The following is a 24,333-nucleotide window of genomic DNA, read 5'->3' as shown; positions in this document are numbered from 1 at the left end:
TCTCACCAGATTTCAATTGGGCAGTTTATAAACAACAGCTCGGTAGTATAAAGGCAAGCCAGAAGCATTGATATGTCCTTTTCATTAACAGGGGCTGCAAGGAGTGCAATATGGTGAGTCGCGTCTGGAAAATTGGTCTTCATATTCAAAGGGATGGCATTAGGGCCGTTGCGGTGCAGCGCCGCCGGGAAGGCTGGCAGCTCAAAAAGTGGTGGTATTTTCCGCTTAGCGCTGCGACCGATTGCCACGGCTTAATCATCAGCAACGCGCCGCTCATTCAGGCCCTGCAAACGCTGCGTGCCGAACTGCCAGCGCAGCATCATCTGCGCGTTGCGTTTCCGGCCAGGCGAACGCTACAGCGCACCATGCCGCTACCTGACCAACTTTGCGAGTCTGAATGCCAGGCCTATGTCACGACGGCGACGGCAAAAGCGCTACAAATGGCACCGGAAAGCCTTTTTTCCGATTACCGCCCTGACGCGGCGCAAAAGACGCTTTCCGTCACTGCAGCACACCGTCAGGAAGTGGGGGATGTGATAGCGCTGTTGGAGCGTGGCGGGTTTTCTTATTACGCGCTTACGCCCGATGCGTGCGCATTAACCAGCTTTTTTCCTTACGCCGCGCCGCAGATACAGGGAATTGCCGCCTGCGATGGCGAACAGTGGCTCTGGGCGACACGGGAACGTTGGGGAGGCCAGACTGAAGGCGGCCTCGGCGGCCTGGCCCAGACGCTGTCTATTCCCCTCTCGCAATGGCTTTGCTGTAGCGACACGCCGCAGGAGGGCGCAGCGGTTTGCGATCCCTGGCGCTGGCTGACATGGGTACATCCGCCAAAAGCGCCTGACGAATGGCGTTTTGCCGTGGCGCTTGGCCTGGCGATGGGGAATTACCCGATATGAGCGGGCTAATTAATCTTCTTCCCTGGCGCGCGCAGCGGCTAAAGCAGCGAATGATATTGTGGACCAGCCTGTTTCTGGCGGGCCTTATCACGATTGCGGCGGTGTGCGGCACGTGGCGTGGGTATATCGAATACTGTCTCGAGCAGGGGCGGTTAGTGCAGCCGTCGCCCCAACAGTTGAAAACGCTTCGTGGCGACAATGCCCGGCAACGCCAGCGACTGGACGTGCTGGCGGTTGAGCATCAGCAGCGGCTGGCGACACGTAAGGCGCAGGCCACTTTTCAACGTTGGGGACAGCGGCTGGAACAGCTCGCCGCGCAGTTGCCGGATGCGGTCTGGTTTACCGCGCTGCGTTTTGACGCCGGGCGGCTGGAGATCACCGGCAAGTCTTTAACGTCGGAAGCGTTAAGTCAGTGGGCGGAGACGCTAAAAGCGTTGCCTGGCGCGGGTATGCTTCATCAGGGGGCGACCGCGCGCGATAGTGATGGCGCATGGCAATTTCACTGGTCGTTGACCCTGGAGCCTGACGATGCGCCGACTCTTTGAACAATGGCTTACGGCGGATGCCAGGCTGCGTGTTGCCACATGGGCGGCGTCGATGATGTTGTTGATGGCGCTGGGCTGGCTTTGGGTCATCCATCCGGGCTACCAGGCGCTGGAGCAGCAACGCCTCAGCCGGGCAGCGGGCGTGCGGGCAATAAAAGAAGAGCAACAAATAAGCCGCGTACTCGGCGCGCAACTCAACGCAACGCAACGCAACGCAATTTACCGGCTCTGACATCAGAGAGTTTCTCTGCCATGGCGACGGGTAAACTCCCCGGCGTGACGCTGATGAAATGGCAGCCAGAGGGTGAATCAGCCGAGCTGGAGTTACGCAGCCAATGGTTACCCGTGCCTGGGCTGTTTAACGCGCTATCCCGTACCGATGCGCGCTTAAAACGTTTCTCCGTGGCAGCCGGTGAAGGGGGAGCGCTAACCGTGACCCTGCTGCTGGAGGCTGCCCATGAGAAATAGCATCGCGACACTTTCACTATTGTGCTGCCTGGCGGCGGATGCTGCTCCCCGCGATCCTTTCCAGCCGCCCGTTAATAACTGCCCGTACGCGCAGTGGGAGACATGGCGCTTTCACGGCGCGGTGGGTAACGCGTCGGCAATTAAAGCGTTAATTGAGAACCCGGAAGGTAAATGGCTACGGGTGAGCCCGAACCAGAATTTATCGGCAGAGTTACAGGTTAAGGACATCACCACGGACGCGATGGTGCTCGCCATACCTGCCGGGTGTGATAACGGTGAGATTCGTTGGCAACGGAAGGAAAAATTCTATGGCAAGGATGTGCAGATTAGCCGGGCTGATGCTGCTCCCACTGGGCGCAATAGCCGCAAAGCCGGCAAGTAATATCTCTCTGGTCGTTGATGACGTGCCCATACGTCAGGTTTTACAAGCGCTGGCGGAGACGGAAAAACAAAACGTGATCGTTGCGCCCGAGGTAGCGGGTGACGTGACGCTACATCTGGTGAACGTTCCCTGGCAGATGGCCTTTCAAACCGTTGTGGAGATCGGCCAACTTCACTGGCGTAAAGAGGGCAATATCCTGCGGGTTTATCCAGCGGAATGGCAACAGCGCCAGCAGCAAGAAGAAGAGCAAGCCCGCTTAAAGCGGCTCAGTAACCAGCCGTTAAGTACCCGTACGGTGTCCCTTCGCTACGCCGATGCGACAGAACTGGCGGCGGCGATGACGGCCCTGGGTGACAAACTGCTGGGCCCGAAAGGCAGCGTGATGGCGGATAAACGCACCAACCGACTGCTGATTGACGACAACCGCGCGGCGCTCAAAAAGATAGAGAGCTGGATTGCCAGCATGGATATTCCGGTAGGGCAGGTGGAACTCTCGGCGCATATTGTCACCATCAATCAAACCAGCCTGCGCGAGCTGGGCGTAAAGTGGAGTACGGCGGAGGGCGAAGGCAAAGAGCGGCTGTATCGCCCCAGTGCGATTTCTGCCGATCTTTCTGTTCCTGAAGCCTCAACGCGACTGAGTTTTAACGTTGGCCGGATTAACGGCAACATGCTGGATCTCGAGCTTTCCGCGCTGGAACAAAAGCATAAGCTGGAGATCATCGCCAGCCCGCGCCTGCTGGCTTCGCACCAGCAGCCTGCAAGCATCAAACAGGGCAGCGAAATTCCCTATCAGGTTTCCAGCGGCGAAAGCGGCGCGACCTCAATCGAATTTAAAGAAGCGGTATTGGGGATGGAGGTGACGCCAACCATTCAACCCTTTGGCAGGATCAGGATGAAACTGCGCATCAGCCAGAATATGCCGGGGCAGGTATTAAAGCAGTCGGATGGCGAAGTGATGGCGATTGATAAGCAGGAAATCGAAACCCAGGTGGAAATAAAAGACGGCGAAACGATTGCCCTCGGCGGCATTTTTCAGCAGAAGCGTAAAGGCGGTAAGGACAGCGTACCGTTTTTGGGCGATATCCCGCTGCTGGGCGGCTTATTTAGCTATGACGGGAAAGATGATGAACGACGAGAACTGGTGGTGTTCATTACTCCGCGCCTGATCGCGCCGAAGACGTAGCGTCCTTTATTGTCGATTTCACATTTTTCTTCGGTCGGGCGTTTGACGTCAGACTCGAATTAGCATACAAGGAGTACCGATTTGAGTGTCAGCCCAATTCGGTACTCCCGATGGCGTTTTTCCCTCCAGCTCTTCGGGCGCGGTAATTTAATCGGTTGCCAAACCACCTTGAGTGTTGAGATAATTTTTGGTCTGACTCTCGCACTATCGCATAAAGAGGTTTCAGTTCATTATCCGTAACGCAAACATGAAGCGCAGCGGGTTTACCATCAACGAATTGTCTTAGTAGTACCAAAAAAATGGCAGAGAAACGCAATATCTTTCTGGTTGGGCCGATGGGTGCTGGCAAAAGCACGATTGGGCGTCAGTTAGCTCAGCAGCTCAATATGGAATTTTACGATTCTGATCAAGAGATTGAGAAACGAACCGGCGCTGATGTAGGTTGGGTCTTCGACGTTGAAGGCGAAGAAGGCTTCCGTGACAGAGAAGAAAAAGTCATCAATGAACTCACCGAGAAGCAAGGCATTGTTCTGGCAACCGGCGGCGGCTCTGTAAAATCTCGCGAAACCCGTAACCGTCTCTCCGCTCGCGGCGTCGTGGTTTACCTTGAGACAACCATCGAAAAACAACTGGCTCGTACCCAGCGCGATAAAAAGCGTCCTTTGTTGCAGGTTGAAACCCCGCCTCGCGAAGTTCTGGAAGCGCTGGCCGGTGAACGCAATCCGCTGTATGAAGAGATTGCCGACGTAACCATTCGCACTGACGATCAAAGCGCGAAAGTTGTGGCAAACCAGATTATTCATATGCTGGAAAACAACTGATTCTGGCTAAATAAACACTCGCCCGCGGGTACAAGCAACAGAAGGTGTTGAGCGTCATGGAGCAGTTAACAGTCACTCTCGGGGAACGCAGTTACCCTATCACCATCGCTGCCGGCTTATTCAACCAGCCGGCTTCATTTTGGCCTTTGCGCGCGGGTGACCAGACGATGTTGGTCACTAACGAAACGCTGGCCCCGCTGTACCTTGATAAAGTCCGTCAGGTGCTGGAACAGGCGGGTGTCAAAGTCGATCAGGTTATCCTTCCTGATGGCGAGCAACATAAAAGCCTCGCCGTGCTGGAAACCGTCTTCAGTGCGTTATTAGAAAAACCCCACGGTCGGGATACGACGCTCGTCGCCCTTGGCGGCGGCGTGATTGGCGATCTCACCGGTTTCGCCGCGGCCTGTTATCAGCGCGGCGTACGTTTTATTCAGGTGCCGACGACGCTGCTTTCGCAAGTCGACTCCTCAGTTGGCGGCAAAACCGCCGTTAACCATCCGCTCGGCAAAAACATGATCGGCGCGTTTTATCAGCCTGCGTCGGTGGTGGTCGATCTGGATTGTTTAAAAACCCTCCCTCCCCGCGAACTCTCCTCCGGCCTGGCCGAAGTCATCAAGTACGGCATCATTCTTGATGGCGAATTCTTTAACTGGCTGGAAGCCAATCTGGATGCAGTGATGGTGCTCGACACCACGGCCATGGCGTACTGCATTCGCCGTTGTTGTGAGCTGAAAGCAGAAGTTGTGGCAGCAGACGAGCGCGAAAGCGGCTTACGTGCTTTACTCAATCTGGGCCATACCTTCGGCCACGCCATCGAAGCGGAAATGGGCTACGGCAACTGGCTGCATGGCGAAGCCGTTGCAGCCGGTATGGTGATGGCAGCGCGTACCGCGCAGCGGTTAGGACAGTTTGGCGAACAGGATATTCAGCGCATCATTACGCTGCTTAAACGTGCAGGGTTGCCGGTGAATGGCCCGCAGAGCATGTCGCCTGGCGCTTATTTGCCGCACATGATGCGCGATAAAAAAGTATTGGCTGGCGAGCTCCGTCTGGTGCTGCCGCTGGCAATTGGTCAAAGTGAGGTACGCGGCGGCGTATCGCACGAGCTGGTACTTAGCGCGATTGCGGATTGTCAGCAAGCGTAACTATTAAAAAGGTATTTCGCCGACAGGCGATGTTTAATTCAGGTGATATGGCAGTAGTACTGACATAAGCCTTTTAGTGGGGTGTGAAATGGATGAATTTAAACCAGAAGACGAGCTGAAACCCGATCCCAGCGATCGTCGTACTGGTCGTTCCCGTAAATCTTCCGAGTACGACAACGAACCGCAGCTGAATATCGACGATGTCGATCTTGACGCGGACGATCGTCGTCCGACGCGCGCGCGCCGCGCCCGTGACGAAGAGGCGGAGTATGAAGCGGAAGAAGAATTAGCCGATGACGCCGATGTTGAGCGCCGTCCGCGCAAACGTAAAAAAGCGCCCGCCAAAGGGCCGGTTTCCCGCCAGCACATCATGATGGGCGTCGGCATTCTGGTGCTGTTGCTGCTGATTATTGGCATCGGCTCCGCGCTCAAGGCTCCATCGTCAGATTCCACCACTGCGCAGAATCAACCTGCCGAGAAGAGCGTTAATCTCAACGGCGGCGATAACTCTGCCGCTAACCAGGCCAATGGCACCCAGCCAGCGCCGGGCGCGACCTCCGCTGAGAATCCGTCCAACGGCCAGGATATCTCTTTACCGCCGGTTTCCTCCACCCCGACTCAGGGCCAGGTGACTGCGGCACCTGAAGGCCAGCAACGTGTTGAAGTCCAGGGCGACCTGAATAATGCGCTGACTGCACAGCAGGGCCAGATTGATGCGGCGGTGACCAATTCCACGCTGCCGACTGAACCGGCTACCGTGGCGTCTACCGGCAGCCATGCCAGCCGACAGGCTGCAAGCAATGAAGCGCAGCCTGCGCGTACCGAACGCAAACAGGCGGTGATTGAACCTGCGCCGCGTAAAACGCAGGCCACGCAAACCGCACCGGCTCGCCAGCCAGCCGCGCCGAAAGCGACAGAAACAAAACCGACGGCGACCGTGAAACAAACCGCGCCTGCAGCCAATTCCGGCAGCGCCAGCGCCCCGGTTAAAGCGCCGACGGCAACGGCTACTGCGCCGAAAGCGACCACCAGCGCGCCAGCCGCGACGGCGACCGCATCAGCACCGGCAGCCAGCGCAGGCGCGTCAAGCGGCAACGTCGGTTCACTGAAATCAGCGCCTTCCAGCCACTACACGCTTCAGTTGAGCAGTTCGTCGAACTATAACAACCTGAATGCCTGGGCGAAGAAAGAGAGCCTGAAAAACTACGTGGTGTACCAGACAACGCGTAATGGGCAGCCCTGGTATGTGTTGGTTAGCGGCGTTTATGCATCAAAAGAAGACGCGAAGCGTGCGGTATCTACCTTACCGGCGGATGTACAGGCCAAAAACCCATGGGCGAAACCGATCCATCAGGTTCAGGCCGATCTGAAGTAATGATCAAAGCGCAGGATGCTCCAGGAGCCTTCTCCCTGGATAGAGAAGGTTAATCAGTAAGACAGCATGAAAAAAAAACGCGCTTTTCTTAAATGGGCAGGGGGGAAATACCCCCTGCTGGATGAAATCAAAAAGCACCTTCCTCAGGGTGACTGCCTGATAGAACCTTTCGTTGGCGCAGGGTCGGTTTTCCTCAATACTGACTATTCGCGCTATATTCTCGCAGACATCAACAGCGATTTGATTAGCCTGTACAACATCGTCAAGACCCAGACCGATGAGTACGTGCAGCAGTCGCGGGATTTGTTCACGCCGGAGTCAAACCAGTCCGAGGTTTATTACCAGCTGCGTGACGAATTTAATCAGAGCCAGGATCCGTTCCGGCGCGCGCTGCTGTTTTTGTATCTCAACCGTCATGGGTACAATGGCCTGTGTCGGTATAATTTACGCGGCGAGTTCAACGTCCCGTTTGGGCGTTATCGCAAACCCTATTTCCCGGAAGATGAGCTGTATCACTTCGCGGAGCGGGCGCGTAACGCGCTGTTTATTTGCGAAGGTTACGCCAGCAGCATGGCGCGCGCGCAGCAGGGCACGGTGGTGTATTGCGATCCGCCCTATGCGCCGCTTTCCGCCACCGCAAATTTCACCGCGTACCACACCAACAGTTTTAATTTCGAGCAGCAACAGCATCTCGCCGATCTGGCTCATGGGCTTAAAGTCAGCCAGGTTCCGGTGTTGATTTCAAATCACGATACCGAACTTACCCGCCAGTGGTATCGGCAAGCTGACGACCTGCACGTGGTGCGGGCGCGACGTAGTATTAGCAGCAATGGCGGCACCCGTAAAAAAGTGGACGAACTGCTGGCGCTCTATTCCGCCTGAGCCGTTTCGCCCGCCGCACAACACACTTATGGAGAAGCGGATGAAACAGTTTTTGATTGCCCCCTCGATTCTGTCGGCCGATTTTGCCCGTCTGGGTGAGGATACCGCCGCTGCGTTGGCCGCTGGTGCCGATGTCGTTCATTTCGACGTGATGGATAACCACTACGTGCCGAATTTAACCATCGGCCCGATGGTGCTGAAGGCGCTGCGCAAATACGGGATCACCGCGCCGATTGATGTGCATCTGATGGTGAAACCGGTGGACCGCATTATTCCTGATTTCGCCGCGGCGGGTGCCAGCTATATCACCTTCCATCCGGAAGCCTCCGAGCATGTGGATCGCTCTTTACAGCTGATCAAAGAGCACGGCTGTAAAGCGGGCCTGGTGTTTAACCCGGCGACGCCGCTTAGCTATCTCGATCACGTAATGGATAAGCTGGATGTGATCCTGCTGATGTCGGTTAACCCCGGTTTCGGTGGCCAGTCTTTTATTCCGCACACCCTGGATAAGCTGCGCGAAGTGCGTCAACGCATTGACGCCTCGGGTTATGATATTCGTCTCGAAGTGGATGGCGGCGTCAAAGCCTCCAACATTGGTAAAATCGCCGCCGCAGGCGCGGATATGTTTGTTGCGGGCTCGGCAGTGTTCGACGCCCCGGATTACAAAGCGGTTATCGATGAGATGCGTCGTGAACTGGCAAAGGTAAGCCATGGATAAGTTTAATAATATTCGCGGCGTGGCGTTCGATCTGGACGGTACGCTGGTCGACAGCGCGCCGGGCCTGGCCACGGCGGTGGATATGGCGCTGTATGCGCTGGAATTACCCCAGGCCGGTGAGGCGCGGGTAATTACCTGGATTGGCAACGGCGCGGATGTGCTGGTGGAACGCGCCCTGACCTGGGCGCGCCAGGAGCGCGATATACAGCGTGCGGCGTCGGGTAAACCGGCGGTTGAAGACGCGGATATCCCGCATGCCGATCGTGTACGCATGCTGCGCAAGCTGTTCGACCGCTTCTACGCCGATGCGGTGGATGAAGGTAGCGCGCTGTTCCCGGACGTGGCCACGACCCTGAGCGCCCTGGCGGAAAATGATATTCCAATGGCGCTGGTGACCAACAAGCCGACGCCGTTTGTCGCGCCGCTGCTGGAAGCGCTGGATATCGCCAAATACTTTACCGTGGTGATCGGCGGCGACGATGTGAAGAATAAGAAACCGCACCCGGAGCCGCTGCTGTTGGTGGCGGAAAAATTAGGCATGGCACCAGGCGAACTGCTGTTTGTCGGCGATTCGCGCAATGATATTCTGGCTGCGTCTGCCGCAGGCTGCCGTTCCGTCGGCCTGACCTACGGTTACAACTACGGCGAAGCGATTGAACTGAGCAACCCTGACGTGGTGTTCCATCACTTCAAAGACATTCTGCCCGCACTTGGGCTTCCCCACAGTGAAAATCAGGAATTAACAAATGAGTAAGCCCATCGTATTTAGTGGCGCACAGCCCTCAGGTGAACTGACTATCGGCAACTACATGGGTGCACTCCGTCAGTGGGTCAACATGCAGGACGACTACCACTGCATCTATTGCATCGTCGATCAGCACGCCATCACCGTCCGGCAGGACCCGGCTGCGCTGCGTAAAGCTACCCTGGACACCCTGGCCCTGTATCTGGCCTGCGGTATCGACCCGGAAAAAAGCACTATCTTCGTTCAGTCGCACGTGCCGGAACACGCGCAGCTGGCCTGGGCGCTGAACTGCTACACCTACTTCGGTGAGCTGAGCCGCATGACCCAGTTTAAAGATAAATCTTCGCGTTACGCGGAGAACATCAACGCCGGGCTGTTCGATTACCCGGTGCTGATGGCGGCGGATATTCTGCTGTATCAAACCAACCAGGTGCCGGTGGGTGAAGACCAGAAACAGCATCTGGAGCTGAGCCGCGATATCGCCCAGCGCTTTAACGCCCTGTATGGCGAGGTGTTTAAAGTGCCGGAGCCGTTTATTCCGAAGTCCGGCGCGCGCGTAATGTCGCTGCTTGAGCCGACCAAAAAGATGTCCAAGTCTGACGATAACCGCAATAACGTGATCGGCCTGCTGGAAGATCCGAAGTCGGTGGTGAAGAAAATTAAACGCGCGGTCACCGATTCCGACGAGCCGCCGGTGGTGCGCTACGACGTGGCGAACAAAGCCGGTGTTTCCAACCTGCTGGACATTCTTTCCGCCGTCACCGGCCAGAGCATTCCGGAGCTGGAGCAGCATTTCGAAGGCAAAATGTACGGCCATCTGAAAGGCGAAGTCGCGGAAGCGGTTTCCGGCATGCTGACCGAGCTGCAGGAGCGCTATCATCGCTTCCGTAACGACGAAGCCTTCCTGCAGAGCGTGATGAAAGACGGCGCGGCGAAAGCCCGCGCCCGCGCCAGCGAAACGCTGAAGCACGTCTACGAAGTGATTGGCTTTGTGGCCCAGCCGTAAGTCTGGCTGCGAAAAACGTTAAGAGGGCTTCGGCCCTCTTTTTTATTTCTGGCGCTGATTATCAATCGTCAGGCTGACGCGGTTGGCGCGACAGAACAGCTCTGAGTAGTGAACCGGCTTCGCATTCTGATCGAAGGCGATTTTACTGATGCGAAACAGCGGCTCGCCCAGTTCGCACTTAAGCCTTTGGGCCTCGGCTTTGGTAGCCATAAAAATATCAATCGTTTTTTTATCGCTCACCACGCGGGTGTCGAATTTTTCCTGGAACAACTTATAGGTAGACGCGCCCGCAGTATAAATTTCGTCAAATGCCGGGTAGCGGGACAGCGGGATCCAGGAGCTGTCGATAAACAGCGGCTCGTCGTCGAGATACATGACCCGCATCAGGCGAAAAATCTCGCTGCCGCCGGGGATATTTAGCCGCTCGCAGAACGGATCGGCGCTGATGCGCTCCTGTTCGATCACCTCTTCCCGGGTCGGTTTACCCTGGGAGACGCCGAAATCGGTAAAGCCGCTTACCGTCAGCAGCGCGTTTTCAACCTTTTTACTCTGCACGAAGGTGCCTTTCCCCTGCCAGCGTTGCAGCACGCCGTCGTTAACCAGATCGCTGATTGCTTTGCGAATGGTGATGCGGCTGACGTTATAGAGCGTGCATAACTCGCTTTCAGTCGGGATCTGTTGGCCCGCCCGGTAAACCCCCTGCGCGATATCATCAAGCAGGCGTTGGCGCACGGTGGCATAAAGGAGTTGATGTGAGTAGCGCTCCGTAGCTGGCATGAATCGACCCTGAAGTTGTAGGAAGAGTGGGGTTGATTATATGAGCGTTTTTGGATCAGTAACAGGCGTTGGCGTGCGGATTGTCACGCCAACGCTGACCTTACCAGGCACCATGATAGCCAATGGTGCGCGCGGCGCACTCGGTGCCCTGTTTCATGGCGTCCTGTAGCGGCAACCCGCTGGCGATAGCGCACAGGAACCCGGCAATGTAGGAATCCCCGGCCCCCATGGTATCCACCACCTCAACCTGTTGCGGCGGCATTCGCCAGAACTGTGTGCCGTCCCATGCCAGGCTGCCGTTTTCGCCGAGCGTGGCGATCGCCGTCCCCGCGCCGCACTGCACGATGGTTTGCAGCCGGTCGCGCAGCCACGGGTTTTCTTCATTTGCCGAGGAAAAAGCGTAATCAAGGTGTTCCGGCAGCGTGCGCCACAGCGGGCTTTCCCATTTGTCGGCAAAATCAAAAGACAGGATTTTGCCTGCCGCCTTCAGCGCAGGGAAGGCGGACTCCGCATGGCCCCAGATGGCGGAATGGATAATGTCGAATTGCTGGAGCCACGCAAGCTCCTGCTCGTCGACGCTGAAATCCGCCATCACGCCTTCGGTATAGTCGCCGAGAATACGATCGTTATTGCGCAGCTCCACCTGAGTTTGTGCCGTTACGCCGGGCATCACCCGCAGATGAGAGATATCCACGCCATGCTGCGCCAGATCGCGGCGCAGCATGGTGCCGTAATCGTCTTCACCTACCCAACTGACGCAGGCGGGTTGCATCCCGTAACGCGTGCTGTAGACCGCCACGTTAACGGCGTTGCCGCCGGAAAACGCTTTGCCCAACTGGGGATAGATATCCACGCAGTTATCGCCTACCGTAGCCAGCCGTTTCATTGCGCCTCCTGTGGCAGCAGCTCGCGAAAACGCGCCAGCGCCTGGCGGGCGTAAAGCCGCGGCTCGTTCATATACATCGTTACCAGTTCAATAGTGCAGTAGCCGTTATACCCGCTGTCGATAATATCGCGCATTAACTCGCGCAGCGGCATTTTGCCTTCCCCCGGAATGTAGTGGCTGTCGCTGGCACCGTCGCTGTCGACAATATGCAGATGGCGCAGCTTGTCGCCCAGCTTAGCGAAATAGCTCATCACCGGCTCGCCCTGGACAAACGGGGCGCAGATATCAATCATGCTGAACAGGCGCGGCGAGGGCACCAGCGCCAGCGCGCGCAACACATCGTTGGCGTTGCACACCACGTTGGACTCATACGGCGTCAGCGGTTCCAGCAGCAGATCCATGCCGATGTCTTCTGCATGATCGCAGAGTTCGCGCAGATTATCCGCCAGCCGCTGCCAGATGGCGTCAGGCGGCGTGAGATAGCCGGCGTGAGCAGCGGAAATCAGCGTGAATCCGGCGTCCATTTCTTTCGCCATATCCATACCGAGCTTGATCATATCCAGGCTTTCGCGGCGCATCCGCTCATCGCCCAGCATCATATTGTACGGATAGCCGTTGGTTTCCGGGGTGTAGCCGATGATTGGCATCTGATACACCCGCGCCAGTTCTTTAACGTGCTTAATGCCGCCCGCGTTGAGATCCGGCGCATAAGCGTGGGGTCGACCACCCCACAGTTCCAGCCCGTCATACCCTAATTCATGCGCGTCGCGAAACGCGTGCTCCAGCGGTAAACGCTGATGCCCGCAGGTAAACATACCCGTTTTCATCTTCCTGCTCCTTGCTGTGATGCCCGGCCTGCACGGAGGCCGGGCGAGGGAATTAATACTCGACGATACCGCCGTAGTAACGACGATCGTCCGGGTTATGGTCTTTGTAGATAGAGAGGTAGTAGCAGAGCCATTCCATCGGTACGAACATCAGGAACGGCGCGAGCCACGGGTGCAGCCCCTGGGCGATCTCGGCATAGTCGATCACGATGACGTTATCGGTACGCTCGCGCACGAAACGAATGGCGCGCTCGGTGGTGTGACGGCTTTCGTCGTTGCCGAGCAGGAACAGGAACGGCACGCCCGGCTCAACGATTTCCAGCGGGCCGTGGCGAAATTCACCGCTCTCAATCACCGAACCGTGGGTCCAGGTAAATTCCATCAGCGTGACGATCCCCTCTTTGTAACCCAGCGGGCGCAGTGGACCGGCGGAAACGGTATAGATCATTGGCCACTGGGAGGCCTGCTCGCCAAGCTGACGCCCTTTGTCTTCCCATGTGCGTACCAGATGCCCGAGCGCCTGCGGCAGCTTGCGCAGATCGTTTTTGATTTTACCGATTTCGGTATGTGGCGCGAGGCGGGTAATCATCTCCAGCACCACGCTGTAGCACAGCAGCAGATGGATTTCCCAGATGCAGTCGGCTTCATACGCCACTACATGTTCGGCGGCCTGAGTGATCGGGCTGTCCGGGCGTTTGGTAAAGGCGGCGGTCAGCGCGCCGCACGCCGCGCCCAGCTCCAGCGCTTTAATCACTTCTTCGGTCTTGCCGTAGTCAGAGACGCCGATCACCGCGCAGCGCGAATCCAGGCGGTGCGGGGTGTTATCACAGAATTCCCAGCCGGATAGCGCGTAGACCTGCAAACTGGAGAAGCGGTCCGCCAGATGTTTTGCCGTCTGCGCCGCATTCAGCGGGGAGCCGCAGGCAACAAAGTAAATGCGATCCACGCCGCGCGCGATCATTTCATCAACAATGGCATGCACGCGGGGAACGTCTTTCTCAAGTACCTTCTCCACTTCCTTGACCATGTTTTCGGTTACCAGGAAATCCACCGTGCTTTTATCAATATTCAACATGCAACAACTCTCCAGACAGGGTTAAGAAATATGCGCCAGGCGGCGGTTGCGCTTTTCCCAGAAGGCATAAGCGGGCAGGCCGGTGGCGATAACAATCAGGGCGCAAACCAGCCCCGGGATTGGCGCCCACACGAAGGTGGAGGCCACAAGAATCAAGCTTGAAGCGATAGCGGCGAAGGTCATCAGGCCGAACGCCGGCGTACGCCACAGCGGTTTATAGTCCTCACGCTTGCGGCACCAGATAATCGAGCCAAAGGTCAGGGTGTTTTTGAAGCACATCACCAGCGTGAAGTAGCCCAGCAGGCTGGTCAGGTCAGAAACGAAGATAAAGAAGATGCCGAGGGCGCATTGCAGGATGATGGAGACATCCGGCGTGTTGTATTTCGGGTGGACGTGCCCGAAGCTTTTGAAAAACAGGTTATCTTTCGCCATCGCATACTCGAGGCGCGGCTGGTACATCACGCAGCTGGAGAGCGAGCCAAGGATCACGATGATGGCGGTAATGGCGACAAAGATGCCCGCTACGCTGCCCAGCGCCGGGATGTAGGTAAGCGCATCGGAAATGGGCGTCCCGGAGGCGGCGAGCTTGTCGAACGGCATCAGTCCGGTGATCACCAGCGCCAACAGCGAATAGAGCACCAGCACCAGTAAGCAGGAACCGATCAGTGCGCGTGGCATGGTTTTGCCCGGGTTTTTGATTTCGCCGGTCATGTAGCAGATGGATGCCATGCCGGTGTAGGACCAGCTGGTGGCGGATATCCCGGCCAGCAGCGCCATAATGCCCGCCGCCGCGCTGGTGGTGGCGGTCGCTGGCGCGCTAAAGTTATCGCCTTTGAGCCAGAACACGCCGATACCAATTACGATGGCAAACGGAATGATTTTGGCAATGGTGATCAGCGTCTGGAAAGTCGCGCCGCCTTCCACCGAACGCAGGTGCAGCAGCATAAATGCCAGAATCAGTCCGGTGGCGATGAATTTCCCGGCAAACGGATCGATGGGCACCAGAAAGGCCAGATTACTGACAATCGCCAGCGCCATAATAGAGAGCGAGGGTGCGTCGTTGGCCCAGAAGCTGGCCCAGCCGGAGAGAAACGCCAGCGGACGACTGCCAGCGTTTTTCAGATACACATAGTCTGCGCCGTTTTCGGGATACGCGGTGGAAAGCTCCGCGTAAACGCACATCTGCGGGATCACGATCAGCCCGCCAATCACGAAAGCAAGCACCGTGAGCCACGGAGAGCCTGCTGCTTTTGCTACTTCACCAACCGAAACGAAAATACCGGAACCGACGGTCGTTCCGACGGAAATGGCCAGCACGGCCCAAAAGCCGAGCTTGCGTTGGAGTTCCTGGCCTTCCATATCGTTACCTTTTTAATTATCAAATGGAGTTGTAGGGTTCAGTGCGTCTGAATGAAGGCAGCAGGTCGCCGCACGATCCTGACAGGGGATCGTGGGATATCGCTTTACTGTTTCATTATGAGATGACGCATAATGAATATAACAACATATGATGAATTGTATTGGCGAAGTAGATCACAAAATCGCCATTTGTGAGCGAGGTGTTATGAGTTAATTATTTAAGCGATTGAAAATGAATGATTTAAATTATTTAGAACACTTAAGGAACACAATGGACAGGAAAGACAAATTCGGAAGTGCAACAGGAGCGAGCAGGCTGTGAGCCTGCCCGGGATAATTAAAACCAGCGTAATTTATCGCGCAGCGCCACCACCCGGCCCACGAAAATCAGGCTCGGGCTTTCAACCTCTTGCGCCAGCTCGCCGAGCTGCGTCAGCGTGCCGTTGACCACTCGCTGCTTAACGCTGGTGCCGTTTTCCACCAGCGCCACCGGCATGTCGGCATCCATACCGTGTTCCAGCAGTTTTTGCTGGATGGTCGCCGCCTGGTTCAGGCCCATATAGAACACCAGCGTCTGTTTCTCTGCCGCCAGATTATGCCAGTCAAACTCGCCGCCGCTCTTCAGGTGGCCGGTGATTAACCGCACGCTCTGGGCGTAATCGCGATGGGTGAGCGGGATACCCGCATAGGCAGAACAGCCGGATGCGGCGGTAATGCCGGGCACTACGGAGAACGGGATACCCGCGCCGATCAGCGTTTCGAGTTCCTCGCCGCCGCGCCCGAAAATAAACGGGTCGCCGCCTTTCAGCCGCACCACGCGTTTGCCGCGCTGGGCTTCGCGCAGCAGAATTTGATTAATCTCTTCCTGCGGCACGCAGTGGTAACCGGCGCGCTTGCCGACGAATACCCGATCGGCGTCACGGCGCACCAGATTCATAATCTCATCAGATACCAGCCGGTCGTAGACCACGATATCCGCCTGTTGGATCTGCTGTAGCCCTTTCAGCGTCAGCAGGCCCGGATCGCCCGGACCTGCACCCACCAGCACCACTTCGCCGCGGTTATCCAGCGGCTCCGTGAACAGCGTTTCGGTGATGGTCGCGACGTTTTGCTCATCCTGATTAGCGAGCGACTGCGCCAGCCGATCGTTAACAAACAGCTTTTCCCAGAAGCGACGGCGCTCGCTCATGCTGCCGAAGGTGTTCTTCACGCGGCGGCGCAGTTTCCCGGCGTAGTGGGCGATTTGCCCCAAATGCTGGGGCAGAAGGGATTCGAGTTTCTCACGTAGCAAGCGCGCTAAAACAGGAGAGGTGCCGCCGGAAGAGACCGCCACCATCAGCGGCGAGCGGTCGATAATCGACGGCATGATAAAGCTGGCCTGCTGTGGCGCATCCACCACGTTACAGAAAATACGGCGCGCTTCGGCAGCTTCGCTGACCTGAGCGTTCACCGCGTCGTCGTTGGTGGCAGCGATCACCAGCCAGCAGTCGTCCATCAGGCTGGCATCAAACGGTCCGGCGGCGAGAGTTAATGCGCCCTCGTCACGCCAGACCTGAAACTGCGGGGTAAACGCCAGCGCGTTTACCGTCACCCGGGCTCCTGCCTCCATCAGCAGGCGCGCTTTGCGTTCTGCTACGTCCCCGCCACCGACTAATAAGCAGGGGCGCTGTTTTAACTGACAAAATATCGGCAGGTGATCCACGACATGACCTCTTAGTGGCTGGCTTTCGCCGCAACGGTTGCGATGTGTGCAGGAGTCGGACGCTCCGCTTTTGGCGTAGCATACCAGTAACCTAATCCCATAAACACCGCACCGGAGAAGGTATTGCCGAGGGTTACCCACAACAGGTTATGGCCGATGCCGGAAAGCGTGTAAGCATCGCTGTGGTGGCCGAACCAGGAAAGAGCGAATAGCGTCATGTTGGCAACGGAGTGCTCGTAGCCGGAGGCAATAAACGCCAGCAGGCACCACCAGATCGCCAGGAATTTCGCTGCGCCTTCGGTGCGGATCGCCATCCAGATCGCCAGGCAAACCAGCCAGTTACACAGCGCGCCTTTAAAGAACAGCACCATCGCTGGCGCAGAGGTTTTGGCCAGCGCCACGGTATGTACCAGACTGGTGTCAACCGGCAGCAGGCTACCGCCGCCCCAGCTATACAGCAGTGCCACGAACACCGAACCCACCAGGTTGCCCAGCCAGGTTTGCGGCAGGATCGCCCACATCTGGCCGTGGCTGATGGTGCCCGCTTTGACGCCAAAGGTCAGGAACATGGTGTGGCCGGTAAACAGTTCGGAACCGGCGATGATCACCAGGGTCAACGCGATGCCGAAGGTCGCCCCCATCACCAGCGGACGCACTGACGGGTCGAGCAGGTTGCCCAGGGTGAAAATCAAAATAATCCCCAGGCCGACGTAGGCACCCGCCATCGCGGAGCTAACCCAAAACCCGAACGGATTGCCGGAAGAGAGCCGGGCGATACGCGCCGCATTGGCCGCGCATTTGTTGATGGTGTCTGTAAACATGATGGTTATCCTAATAGATTGAAAATAATAAATTTGGCTGCGCTGGCGTTCGCGGCCGGAATGATTTCCGGTCTGTTTTTATCGCGATGCTTCACGCAAAACGCCCACGGTTTACCGCACATCTTTGCGTGCAAAGAGGCCGGGGACGGAAAAAATTTAAAAAGGGCGAGGAGATTCCTCGCCCAGGGGCATTACGCTTTGAGCTGCACCAGCCCGTCTTTTACGCGGGCTTCATAATGGGCAACGGAGTGGCTTTCGTCCTCCATGCACAAACCATCGCGCAGGCGGAAGCGCTGTTTCTTCAGCGGGCTGGCCACCCACAGTTCGCTCTGGTGTTCGACGATTAAACCGCGCGAGAGCACGCTGGCCTCGAAGAACGGGTCGATGTTGCTGATGGCGTACACGTCGTCAGACGAGTGAGGACGGAAGATCGCCACCTGCTGGTTGTTCAGCAGGGCGCACACGCCGGTTGCAGGCAGGATCTTGTCGATTGGGCAGATGTTAATCCACTGGCTCATACGGTTTCCTCCTCCACAAAGGTGACCGGGATACGTTCATACGGCGTGGCCGGACGATGCTGTTGACGCTCGGAAACCACCTGAACATTCGGGTCGCGAAGCGGGCTATTGATGAAGTGCTGGAAGCGAACCTGGGCAGCCGGATCGTTCACCGTCTCGGTCCATTCGCAGACCACGGCGTCACGCAGGCGGGCCATTTCGGCTTCAAGCTGGGAGTTCAGGCCCAGTTTGTCGTCGATGATTACGCTCTTCAGGTAGTCGATGCCGCCTTCCATGTTATCCAGCCACGGCGCGGTACGGGTCAGTTTGTCAGCGGTGCGAATGTAGAACATCATAAAGCGGTCCAGATAACGCACCAGGGTGTCGCGATCGAGGTCCGCCGCCAGCAGATCCGCATGACGCGGTTTCATGCCGCCGTTGCCGCATACGTACAGGTTCCAGCCTTTTTCGGTGGCGATGATGCCCACGTCTTTACCCTGTGCTTCGGCACATTCACGGGTACAGCCGGAAACGCCAAACTTCATTTTGTGCGGAGTGCGGATGCCTTTGTAACGGTTTTCCAGCTCGACGCCGAAGCCCACGCTGTCACCCACGCCGTAGCGGCACCAGGTGCTGCCTACACAGGTTTTCGCCATACGCAGCGCTTTGGCATAGGCATGGCCGGTTTCGAAGCCCGCTTCAATCAGCTGACGCCAGATTTCCGGCAGGTCGTCTTTCTGCGCGCCGAACAGGCCGATACGCTGAGAACCGGTGATTTTGGTGTACAGGTTGAATTCGCGAGCGATACGGCCCACTTCCATCAGCCCTTCCGGCGTGATTTCCCCACCCGCAGAGCGTGGGATCACCGAGTAGGTGCCATCTTTCTGGATGTTCGCCAGGAAATTGTCGTTAGTATCCTGAAGCGGGGTGTGCTTCGGTTTCAGGATGTATTCGTTCCAGCAGGACGCCAGCAGCGAGCCCACGGTAGGTTTACAGACTTCACAGCCGTAGCCTTTACCGTATTTCGCCAGCAGCTCGTCGAAGGTTTTGATGCCTTCAACGCGGATCAGGTGATACAGCTCCTGACGGGAGAACGCGAAGTGCTCGCACAGGTTGTGGCTGACTTCGATGCCCTGTTTCGCCAGCTCGGCGTTCAGCACCTGGGTCACCAGCGGGATACAGCCGCCGCAGCCGGTACCGGCTTTGGTTTCCGCTTTCAGCGCCGCCACGGTGTGGCAGCCTTTGTTGATAGCAGAGATCAGCATGCCTTTGGTGACGTCGAAGCAGGAGCAGATTTGCGCGCTGTCCGGCAGTTTATCCACACCGATAGCCGGTTTACCCTGGCTGGCGTGCGCTGGCAGGATCAATGCATCCGGGTTTTCCGGCAGTTCGATTTGATTCAGCACCAGTTGCAGCAGGTTACCGTAATCGCTGGTGTCGCCCACCAGCACCGCGCCCAGCAGGGTTTTGTTGTCTTCGCTGACGATAAGGCGCTTGTAGGTTTCTTTGCTTTCGTCCAGGAATACATAGCTGCGGGAGTTTGGGGTGCGACCATGGGCATCGCCGATGCCGCCAACGTCCACGCCCAGCAGTTTCAGCTTGGCGCTGAGATCGGCACCTTCAAAGGCGTTAGTGTGGCCGAGGATATGGTCAACCGCCACCTGAGCCATTTTATAGCCTGGTGCTACCAGGCCATACACGCGGTTGTGCCAGCTGGCGCACTCGCCGATGGCGTAAATATCCGGATCGGAAGTCTGGCATTTGTCGTTAATCACAATACCGCCGCGCTGCGCAACGGCCAGGCCGCACTGGGTCGCCAGCTTGTCGCGCGGGCGAATACCGGTGGAGAACACGATGAAATCGACTTCCAGGTCGCTGCCGTCAGCAAAGCGCATGGTTTTACGCGCGCTTTTGCCGCTCTGAACGATTTCCTGAGTGTTTTTGCTGGTGTGGACTTTCACGCCCAGGCTTTCTATTTTCTTACGCAGCTGCTCGCCACCCATCTGATCGAGCTGTTCAGCCATCAGCATCGGTGCGAATTCAATCACGTGGGTTTCCACGCCGAGGTTTTTTAGCGCGCCAGCAGCTTCCAGACCTAACAGACCGCCGCCGACCACCGCGCCGCGTTTGCTGCGACGGGCGCAGGACTCGATGGCGTTGAGATCTTCGATGGTGCGGTAAACGAAGCAGTCCTGGGTTTCAGACCCTTTGATTGGCGGGATCCACGGATAGGAGCCGGTCGCCATGATCAGTTTGTCGTAATAGACGGTGCGCCCGGCGCTGGAGTGGATCACTTTTTCCTGGCGGTTAATGGTGATGGCGCGTTCGCCCATCAGCACGTTGACGCCGTGCTTCTCATAATAACCTTCACGCACCAGAGAGAGCTCTTCGGCAGTGTGGTGAGAGAAGTAAGAGGAGAGGTGAACACGATCGTAGGCGATACGTGGCTCTTCACAAAATACGGTAATGTCGAACTGGCTGGCGTCAGCTTTATCGAGAAGATCCTCAATAAAACGATGGCCTACCATCCCGTTACCGATTATAGCCAGTTTGACTTTGCTCATTTTTGCCTCAATTTCTATTCTACTACTGCCTACCTTAACGATTCAGCAAACCCCCTTCTTGATTCAGATCAATTTCCGCCCCATATACCCCTTAATGGGTATAGCCTTGATTTTTGTAGGATTTTCTAAGTGGCGGAATTGATTCAGGTTTCGATTTTGCGCGCTTTTTAAACAAATTCGGGTCAGGCCAGACGGAATGTGGTATCACTCTGTAAAAAGCGCTTACAGCGGAGGGAGTATGTCTTCAACGTCTTTGTGGTTAATCCAGAATGTGCGTTTACCGGGGCGGGAAGGATTATGGCAAATCGCTATCGATAAAGGTCGGTTCGGGACCATCGCGCCGATGGAAAATGGCGTTCACAGCAGCCTTGATGTGCTGAATGCGCGCGGCGGATTGGCCGTTCCGCCGTTTATCGAGCCGCATATCCATCTGGACACCACGCAGACCGCAGGCGAGCCCAGCTGGAATCTCTCCGGAACCCTGTTCGAAGGCATTGAGCGCTGGGCCGAGCGTAAGGCGACGCTGAGCCCTGAGGATGTCAAAGCGCGCGCCTGGCAAACCCTGAAGTGGCAAATGGCGCAGGGGATCCAGTATGTGCGCACGCATGTGGATGTCTCCGACCCGACGCTCACGGCGCTGAAAGCGCTGCTGGAAGTGAAAAAAGAGGTCGCGCCGTGGATTGATTTACAACTGGTAGCCTTTCCGCAGGAGGGCATTCTCTCGTATCCCAACGGCGAAGCCTTACTGGAAGAGGCGCTGAGGCTCGGCGCGGACGTGGTGGGGGCGATCCCGCATTTCGAGTTCACGCGTGAATACGGCGTTGAGTCGCTGAATATTGCTTTCGCCCTGGCAAAAAAATATGACCGGCCGCTGGATATTCACTGCGATGAAATTGACGACGAGCAGTCGCGCTTTCTGGAAACCGTGGCGGCGCTGGCGCTGCGGGACAACATTGGCGAACGCGTGACCGCCAGCCATACCACCGCGATGCACAGCTACAACGGCGCATACACCTCGCGGCTGTTCCGCCTGCTGAAGCTCTCCGGGATTAATTTTGTCGCCAATCCGCTGGTGAATATTCATTTACAGGGGCGGTTTGACGATTATCCGAAGCGGCGCGGTATTACCCGGGTGAAGGAGCTATTGGCGGCGGATATCAATGTCTGCTTCGGCCATGACGATGTGTTTGATCCGTGGTATCCGCTGGGTACCGGCAACATGTTGCAGGTGCTGCATATGGGCCTGCACGTTTGCCAGATGATGGGCTATGAACAAATTAACCAGAGCCTGGATCTCATTACTCACAACAGCGCCAGAACCCTGGGCATTGCGCAGTACGGCATTGAAGAGGGCAACCCGGCCAATCTGATTATTCTCCCGGCGGAGAACGGTTTTGAGGCGGTACGACGCCAGGTGCCGGTGCGCTGGTCGGTGCGTCACGGCAAAGCGATCGCCACCACGCAGCTGGCGCAAACCTGGGTGCAGATGGATAACGGCGGAGAGGAGATTTACTTTACGCGCCCTTCAGCAGACTAAAGGGCGCGTTGAACATTACTGTGCTGTGTGGCGGCGATGACGCGTCACGAAGCCCAATACAAAGCACATCACGAACACCACGGCGTACAAACCATTAGCGGTATTGAGCGCCGCCTGCGGGCCGCTGTGGGCGACAATCGGGCCGGTGACCACAAAGGTCAACATGGTTCCGACGGTGCCGCAGGTCAGAATAAAGTTAACCAGCTTCGGCGATGGCACCCTGGTTTGCAGAGAACCGAGGGTGATGATCGAGGTGTAAATGGCGCTGGAGAAGAAGCCCAGCGTCAGAATAAACCACGCCATATGCTGCGGTTCGCCGGAAATAAAGCAGTACATCAGCACCGTAGCGAGGCCCGCCAGCACGGTCAGAATGCGTTGCAGATCGAAGAAGCGCAGGATAAAGCTGAACGCCCACATGCCGAACATGTACGACATCCAGAAATCGCTCACCAGTTTACCGGCGTCGTTCAGGCTCATGCCGAGGCTTTTCGCGTATTCCGGCACCCAGGAGATAAAGCCCAGCTGGCCGAGGATGTAGCACAGCGCCGCCACCGACAGGAACAGCACGCCAATACCCCATTTTTCTTTTTCGACAGGGGTGTCATTCTGTTTGGCGTGCTTGCCCAGCGCCGGGAACTCGCAGCCAAAGGTCAGAATAAAAATCGCCACGTAGACCAGGCCGATGCAGGCGTAAACCCAGTACCATTCGATGGTGCGCGCCAGCAGCCAGGCCGCCAGCATCGGGAATATCATGCCTGCCATGCTGAAAAAGGAGTCGGTAAACAGCAGGCGCGAGCCGCGCTGACGCCCTTCGTACATCTGGGTGACCAGGAAGGTGCCGATAGACATGGTGATACCGCTGACTACGCCCAGTACGAACATACAGGCGGAAAACAGTGCCAGACTGTGGCTAAACATCAGCCCCGCGACTGCCAGCACCATCATCACAAAGCCGAAGCGCAGCTGGGTTTTCAGCGGAACGATTTCCATCAGCCAGGCATTCAGGAAGATGGAAATTAAAATCCCGGCGTTCAGGAAAGTGAAGGTGTTACTCATACTGGAAACCGGCAGGCCGAAGTAGTCGGCGATATTGCCCATCACCATCCCGGTGACAATTACTAACGCGCCGGTCAGGGCGTAAGAAAAGTAACTGATCCATGTGAGCTTGATGCGATTGCTGTTAGTCATGAAGATCCTGTGAAGAGGTAAGTAAGGCATCCCGGGGATGCCATAAGCGCGGGCAGTTTATGTTTTTTTGTGACGCATATAAATGTTTGAGTATTAATTTGCTGCAAAAACCACAAGCTGGTGTGAGTTAAATCACACGGATAACCGATACTTTTAAGAGAAAAATCCCGGATGTTAGCCAGGCATCGTAAAACCAGGTAAATCTCTGGCACGATGCGGTTACGGTCTTTAGAATCAAGCCACTCGCTTTTAACCCTGTTTTCGTAAGGAATGCTTCATGCTCAAATCAACTCTGGCGGCTGTTGCAGCTGTGTTCGCTCTTTCCGCTCTCTCACCTGCGGCGCTGGCTGCTAAAGGCGACCCTCGCGTACTGTTGACGACCTCTGCCGGCAATATCGAACTGGAGTTAAATAGCCAGAAAGCGCCAGTTTCTGCGAAAAACTTCGTTGATTACGTGAATAGCGGTTACTACAACAACACCATTTTCCATCGCGTGATCCCGGGCTTTATGATCCAGGGCGGCGGCTTCACTTCCGATATGCAGCAAAAGCAAGCCAACGCGCCGATCAAAAACGAAGCCGATAACGGCCTGCGCAACACCCGTGGCACCATCTCTATGGCGCGGACCGCAGATAAAGACAGCGCCACCAGCCAGTTCTTTATCAACGTGGCGGACAACGCGTTCCTTGACCACGGCCAGCGCGATTTCGGGTATGCGGTGTTTGGTAAAGTTGTGAAAGGGATGGACGTGGCCGATAAAATCGCCCAGGCCCAGACCCATGACGTGGGCCCTTACCAAAATGTCCCGTCAAAACCGATAGTTATCCAGTCTGCTAAAGTCCTGCCGTAACTGCCTTTCGCGCGGGTTCGCTTAACCCGCGCTTGCCGCTTCCCGGCGTGTCTGTGATTTGCTGCTTATACTTGTGGC

Annotated in this window: 25 protein-coding genes; 15 read left to right on the top strand and 10 right to left on the bottom strand. The window is 56.7% G+C overall.

The window, feature by feature from the left end; translation table 11 throughout:
• Window positions 1-110: 110 nt before the first annotated feature.
• The 13 genes from FND52_RS15090 to trpS all read left to right on the top strand — a co-directional run bounded on the left by FND52_RS15090 (window position 111) and on the right by trpS (window position 10,172).
• Entirely contained in the window at window positions 111-899 is a 789-nt protein-coding gene (locus tag FND52_RS15090; RefSeq protein WP_144131639.1) for a type IV pilus biogenesis protein PilM, read from the top strand.
• Complete coding sequence (locus FND52_RS15085) at window positions 896-1,444, top strand: PilN domain-containing protein (RefSeq protein ID WP_167509366.1); 549 nt, start codon at window positions 896-898, stop codon at window positions 1,442-1,444. The genes FND52_RS15090 and FND52_RS15085 overlap by 4 nt, the downstream gene beginning before the upstream one ends.
• Window positions 1,428-1,676, top strand: coding sequence for a hypothetical protein (locus tag FND52_RS15080; RefSeq protein ID WP_144131634.1), 249 nt, complete (start codon window positions 1,428-1,430; stop codon window positions 1,674-1,676). The genes FND52_RS15085 and FND52_RS15080 overlap by 17 nt, the downstream gene beginning before the upstream one ends.
• Before the next feature lie 20 nt (window positions 1,677-1,696).
• The gene (locus tag FND52_RS15075; RefSeq protein ID WP_144131632.1) at window positions 1,697-1,912 is read left to right on the top strand and encodes a HofO family protein; all 216 of its coding nucleotides are present in this window, start codon (window positions 1,697-1,699) and stop codon (window positions 1,910-1,912) included.
• Window positions 1,902-2,294 (top strand): HofP DNA utilization family protein, encoded by a 393-nt coding sequence (locus FND52_RS15070; RefSeq protein ID WP_125292557.1) that lies wholly within the window; start codon window positions 1,902-1,904, stop codon window positions 2,292-2,294. Before FND52_RS15075 ends, FND52_RS15070 begins: the two co-directional genes overlap by 11 nt.
• Complete coding sequence (hofQ, locus tag FND52_RS15065; RefSeq protein ID WP_144131629.1) at window positions 2,221-3,480, top strand: DNA uptake porin HofQ; 1,260 nt, start codon at window positions 2,221-2,223, stop codon at window positions 3,478-3,480. Before FND52_RS15070 ends, hofQ begins: the two co-directional genes overlap by 74 nt.
• A gap of 299 nt (window positions 3,481-3,779) precedes the next feature.
• Window positions 3,780-4,301 (top strand): shikimate kinase AroK, encoded by a 522-nt coding sequence (aroK, locus tag FND52_RS15060; protein WP_002436422.1) that lies wholly within the window; start codon window positions 3,780-3,782, stop codon window positions 4,299-4,301.
• Between the two features lie 56 nt (window positions 4,302-4,357).
• Complete coding sequence (gene aroB / locus FND52_RS15055) at window positions 4,358-5,446, top strand: 3-dehydroquinate synthase (RefSeq protein ID WP_144131627.1); 1,089 nt, start codon at window positions 4,358-4,360, stop codon at window positions 5,444-5,446.
• Window positions 5,447-5,534: 88 nt separating this feature from the next.
• A complete protein-coding gene (gene damX, locus FND52_RS15050) occupies window positions 5,535-6,821 on the top strand; it encodes a cell division protein DamX (RefSeq protein WP_144131625.1) in 1,287 nt (428 codons plus the stop codon).
• Window positions 6,822-6,887: 66 nt separating this feature from the next.
• Window positions 6,888-7,703 (top strand): adenine-specific DNA-methyltransferase, encoded by an 816-nt coding sequence (gene dam, locus FND52_RS15045; protein WP_125292552.1) that lies wholly within the window; start codon window positions 6,888-6,890, stop codon window positions 7,701-7,703.
• Between the two features lie 40 nt (window positions 7,704-7,743).
• Window positions 7,744-8,421 carry a ribulose-phosphate 3-epimerase gene (gene rpe, locus FND52_RS15040; protein WP_144131623.1) on the top strand — a complete coding sequence of 226 codons (678 nt, stop codon included), beginning with the start codon at window positions 7,744-7,746 and terminating at the stop codon, window positions 8,419-8,421.
• A complete protein-coding gene (gene gph, locus FND52_RS15035; protein WP_125292551.1) occupies window positions 8,414-9,175 on the top strand; it encodes a phosphoglycolate phosphatase in 762 nt (253 codons plus the stop codon). The genes rpe and gph overlap by 8 nt, the downstream gene beginning before the upstream one ends.
• On the top strand, window positions 9,168-10,172 hold the full coding sequence (gene trpS / locus FND52_RS15030) for a tryptophan--tRNA ligase (RefSeq protein ID WP_125292549.1): 1,005 nt from the start codon (window positions 9,168-9,170) through the stop codon (window positions 10,170-10,172). Before gph ends, trpS begins: the two co-directional genes overlap by 8 nt.
• Window positions 10,173-10,214: 42 nt before the next feature.
• Here trpS and FND52_RS15025 read toward each other — a convergent pair whose 3' ends face one another.
• From FND52_RS15025 to nirB, 9 genes are all read right to left on the bottom strand, one after another.
• Window positions 10,215-10,949: a GntR family transcriptional regulator gene (locus tag FND52_RS15025; RefSeq protein WP_144131621.1), complete on the bottom strand. Its 735-nt coding sequence runs from the start codon at window positions 10,947-10,949 to the stop codon at window positions 10,215-10,217.
• A gap of 100 nt (window positions 10,950-11,049) precedes the next feature.
• Window positions 11,050-11,835: a fructoselysine 6-kinase gene (frlD, locus tag FND52_RS15020; protein ID WP_144131619.1), complete on the bottom strand. Its 786-nt coding sequence runs from the start codon at window positions 11,833-11,835 to the stop codon at window positions 11,050-11,052.
• Window positions 11,832-12,662 carry a fructoselysine 3-epimerase gene (gene frlC, locus FND52_RS15015; RefSeq protein WP_144131617.1) on the bottom strand — a complete coding sequence of 277 codons (831 nt, stop codon included), beginning with the start codon at window positions 12,660-12,662 and terminating at the stop codon, window positions 11,832-11,834. The genes frlD and frlC overlap by 4 nt, the downstream gene beginning before the upstream one ends.
• A 52-nt stretch (window positions 12,663-12,714) precedes the next feature.
• A complete protein-coding gene (gene frlB / locus FND52_RS15010; protein ID WP_125292544.1) occupies window positions 12,715-13,737 on the bottom strand; it encodes a fructoselysine 6-phosphate deglycase in 1,023 nt (340 codons plus the stop codon).
• 21 nt (window positions 13,738-13,758) lie between these two features.
• The gene (gene frlA, locus FND52_RS15005; RefSeq protein WP_125292543.1) at window positions 13,759-15,096 is read right to left on the bottom strand and encodes a fructoselysine/psicoselysine transporter FrlA; all 1,338 of its coding nucleotides are present in this window, start codon (window positions 15,094-15,096) and stop codon (window positions 13,759-13,761) included.
• A 337-nt stretch (window positions 15,097-15,433) separates the two neighbouring features.
• Window positions 15,434-16,798 (bottom strand): siroheme synthase CysG, encoded by a 1,365-nt coding sequence (gene cysG / locus FND52_RS15000; protein WP_144131615.1) that lies wholly within the window; start codon window positions 16,796-16,798, stop codon window positions 15,434-15,436.
• A gap of 11 nt (window positions 16,799-16,809) precedes the next feature.
• Entirely contained in the window at window positions 16,810-17,619 is an 810-nt protein-coding gene (gene nirC, locus FND52_RS14995; RefSeq protein WP_125292541.1) for a nitrite transporter NirC, read from the bottom strand.
• Window positions 17,620-17,810: 191 nt separating this feature from the next.
• Entirely contained in the window at window positions 17,811-18,137 is a 327-nt protein-coding gene (gene nirD, locus FND52_RS14990) for a nitrite reductase small subunit NirD (protein WP_144131613.1), read from the bottom strand.
• A complete protein-coding gene (nirB, locus tag FND52_RS14985; protein WP_144131611.1) occupies window positions 18,134-20,680 on the bottom strand; it encodes a nitrite reductase large subunit NirB in 2,547 nt (848 codons plus the stop codon). The genes nirD and nirB overlap by 4 nt, the downstream gene beginning before the upstream one ends.
• A gap of 238 nt (window positions 20,681-20,918) precedes the next feature.
• On the opposite strand from nirB, the gene FND52_RS14980 reads away from it, so the two are divergent.
• Window positions 20,919-22,217, top strand: a complete 1,299-nt coding sequence (locus FND52_RS14980) for a cytosine deaminase (protein WP_144131609.1) — start codon at window positions 20,919-20,921, stop codon at window positions 22,215-22,217.
• Window positions 22,218-22,232: 15 nt separating this feature from the next.
• Here FND52_RS14980 and tsgA read toward each other — a convergent pair whose 3' ends face one another.
• A complete protein-coding gene (gene tsgA, locus FND52_RS14975; RefSeq protein ID WP_144131607.1) occupies window positions 22,233-23,405 on the bottom strand; it encodes an MFS transporter TsgA in 1,173 nt (390 codons plus the stop codon).
• Window positions 23,406-23,682: 277 nt separating this feature from the next.
• On the opposite strand from tsgA, the gene ppiA reads away from it, so the two are divergent.
• On the top strand, window positions 23,683-24,255 hold the full coding sequence (ppiA, locus tag FND52_RS14970; RefSeq protein WP_125292536.1) for a peptidylprolyl isomerase A: 573 nt from the start codon (window positions 23,683-23,685) through the stop codon (window positions 24,253-24,255).
• The last annotated feature ends 78 nt before the right edge of the window (window positions 24,256-24,333 follow it).

The organism is Atlantibacter subterraneus, assembly GCF_007570865.1.
In the GTDB taxonomy this organism is placed as follows: domain Bacteria; phylum Pseudomonadota; class Gammaproteobacteria; order Enterobacterales; family Enterobacteriaceae; genus Atlantibacter; species Atlantibacter subterraneus.
Note: the sequence above shows the minus strand (reverse complement) of the source record. Positions and strands in the feature narration are given on the sequence as shown.

Bases quoted from the DNA above. Each gene is read 5' to 3' on its own strand.
- FND52_RS15090 (WP_144131639.1), top strand. From the start codon at position 111: ATGGTGAGTCGCGTCTGGAAAATTGGTCTTCATATTCAAAGGGATGGC.
- FND52_RS15085 (WP_167509366.1), top strand. From the start codon at position 896: ATGAGCGGGCTAATTAATCTTCTTCCCTGGCGCGCGCAGCGGCTAAAG.
- FND52_RS15080 (WP_144131634.1), top strand. From the start codon at position 1,428: ATGCGCCGACTCTTTGAACAATGGCTTACGGCGGATGCCAGGCTGCGT.
- FND52_RS15075 (WP_144131632.1), top strand. From the start codon at position 1,697: ATGGCGACGGGTAAACTCCCCGGCGTGACGCTGATGAAATGGCAGCCA.
- FND52_RS15070 (WP_125292557.1), top strand. From the start codon at position 1,902: ATGAGAAATAGCATCGCGACACTTTCACTATTGTGCTGCCTGGCGGCG.
- hofQ (WP_144131629.1), top strand. From the start codon at position 2,221: ATGGCAAGGATGTGCAGATTAGCCGGGCTGATGCTGCTCCCACTGGGC.
- aroK (WP_002436422.1), top strand. From the start codon at position 3,780: ATGGCAGAGAAACGCAATATCTTTCTGGTTGGGCCGATGGGTGCTGGC.
- aroB (WP_144131627.1), top strand. From the start codon at position 4,358: ATGGAGCAGTTAACAGTCACTCTCGGGGAACGCAGTTACCCTATCACC.
- damX (WP_144131625.1), top strand. From the start codon at position 5,535: ATGGATGAATTTAAACCAGAAGACGAGCTGAAACCCGATCCCAGCGAT.
- dam (WP_125292552.1), top strand. From the start codon at position 6,888: ATGAAAAAAAAACGCGCTTTTCTTAAATGGGCAGGGGGGAAATACCCC.
- rpe (WP_144131623.1), top strand. From the start codon at position 7,744: ATGAAACAGTTTTTGATTGCCCCCTCGATTCTGTCGGCCGATTTTGCC.
- gph (WP_125292551.1), top strand. From the start codon at position 8,414: ATGGATAAGTTTAATAATATTCGCGGCGTGGCGTTCGATCTGGACGGT.
- trpS (WP_125292549.1), top strand. From the start codon at position 9,168: ATGAGTAAGCCCATCGTATTTAGTGGCGCACAGCCCTCAGGTGAACTG.
- FND52_RS15025 (WP_144131621.1), bottom strand. From the start codon at position 10,949: ATGCCAGCTACGGAGCGCTACTCACATCAACTCCTTTATGCCACCGTG.
- frlD (WP_144131619.1), bottom strand. From the start codon at position 11,835: ATGAAACGGCTGGCTACGGTAGGCGATAACTGCGTGGATATCTATCCC.
- frlC (WP_144131617.1), bottom strand. From the start codon at position 12,662: ATGAAAACGGGTATGTTTACCTGCGGGCATCAGCGTTTACCGCTGGAG.
- frlB (WP_125292544.1), bottom strand. From the start codon at position 13,737: ATGTTGAATATTGATAAAAGCACGGTGGATTTCCTGGTAACCGAAAAC.
- frlA (WP_125292543.1), bottom strand. From the start codon at position 15,096: ATGGAAGGCCAGGAACTCCAACGCAAGCTCGGCTTTTGGGCCGTGCTG.
- nirC (WP_125292541.1), bottom strand. From the start codon at position 17,619: ATGTTTACAGACACCATCAACAAATGCGCGGCCAATGCGGCGCGTATC.
- nirD (WP_144131613.1), bottom strand. From the start codon at position 18,137: ATGAGCCAGTGGATTAACATCTGCCCAATCGACAAGATCCTGCCTGCA.
- nirB (WP_144131611.1), bottom strand. From the start codon at position 20,680: ATGAGCAAAGTCAAACTGGCTATAATCGGTAACGGGATGGTAGGCCAT.
- FND52_RS14980 (WP_144131609.1), top strand. From the start codon at position 20,919: ATGTCTTCAACGTCTTTGTGGTTAATCCAGAATGTGCGTTTACCGGGG.
- tsgA (WP_144131607.1), bottom strand. From the start codon at position 23,405: ATGACTAACAGCAATCGCATCAAGCTCACATGGATCAGTTACTTTTCT.
- ppiA (WP_125292536.1), top strand. From the start codon at position 23,683: ATGCTCAAATCAACTCTGGCGGCTGTTGCAGCTGTGTTCGCTCTTTCC.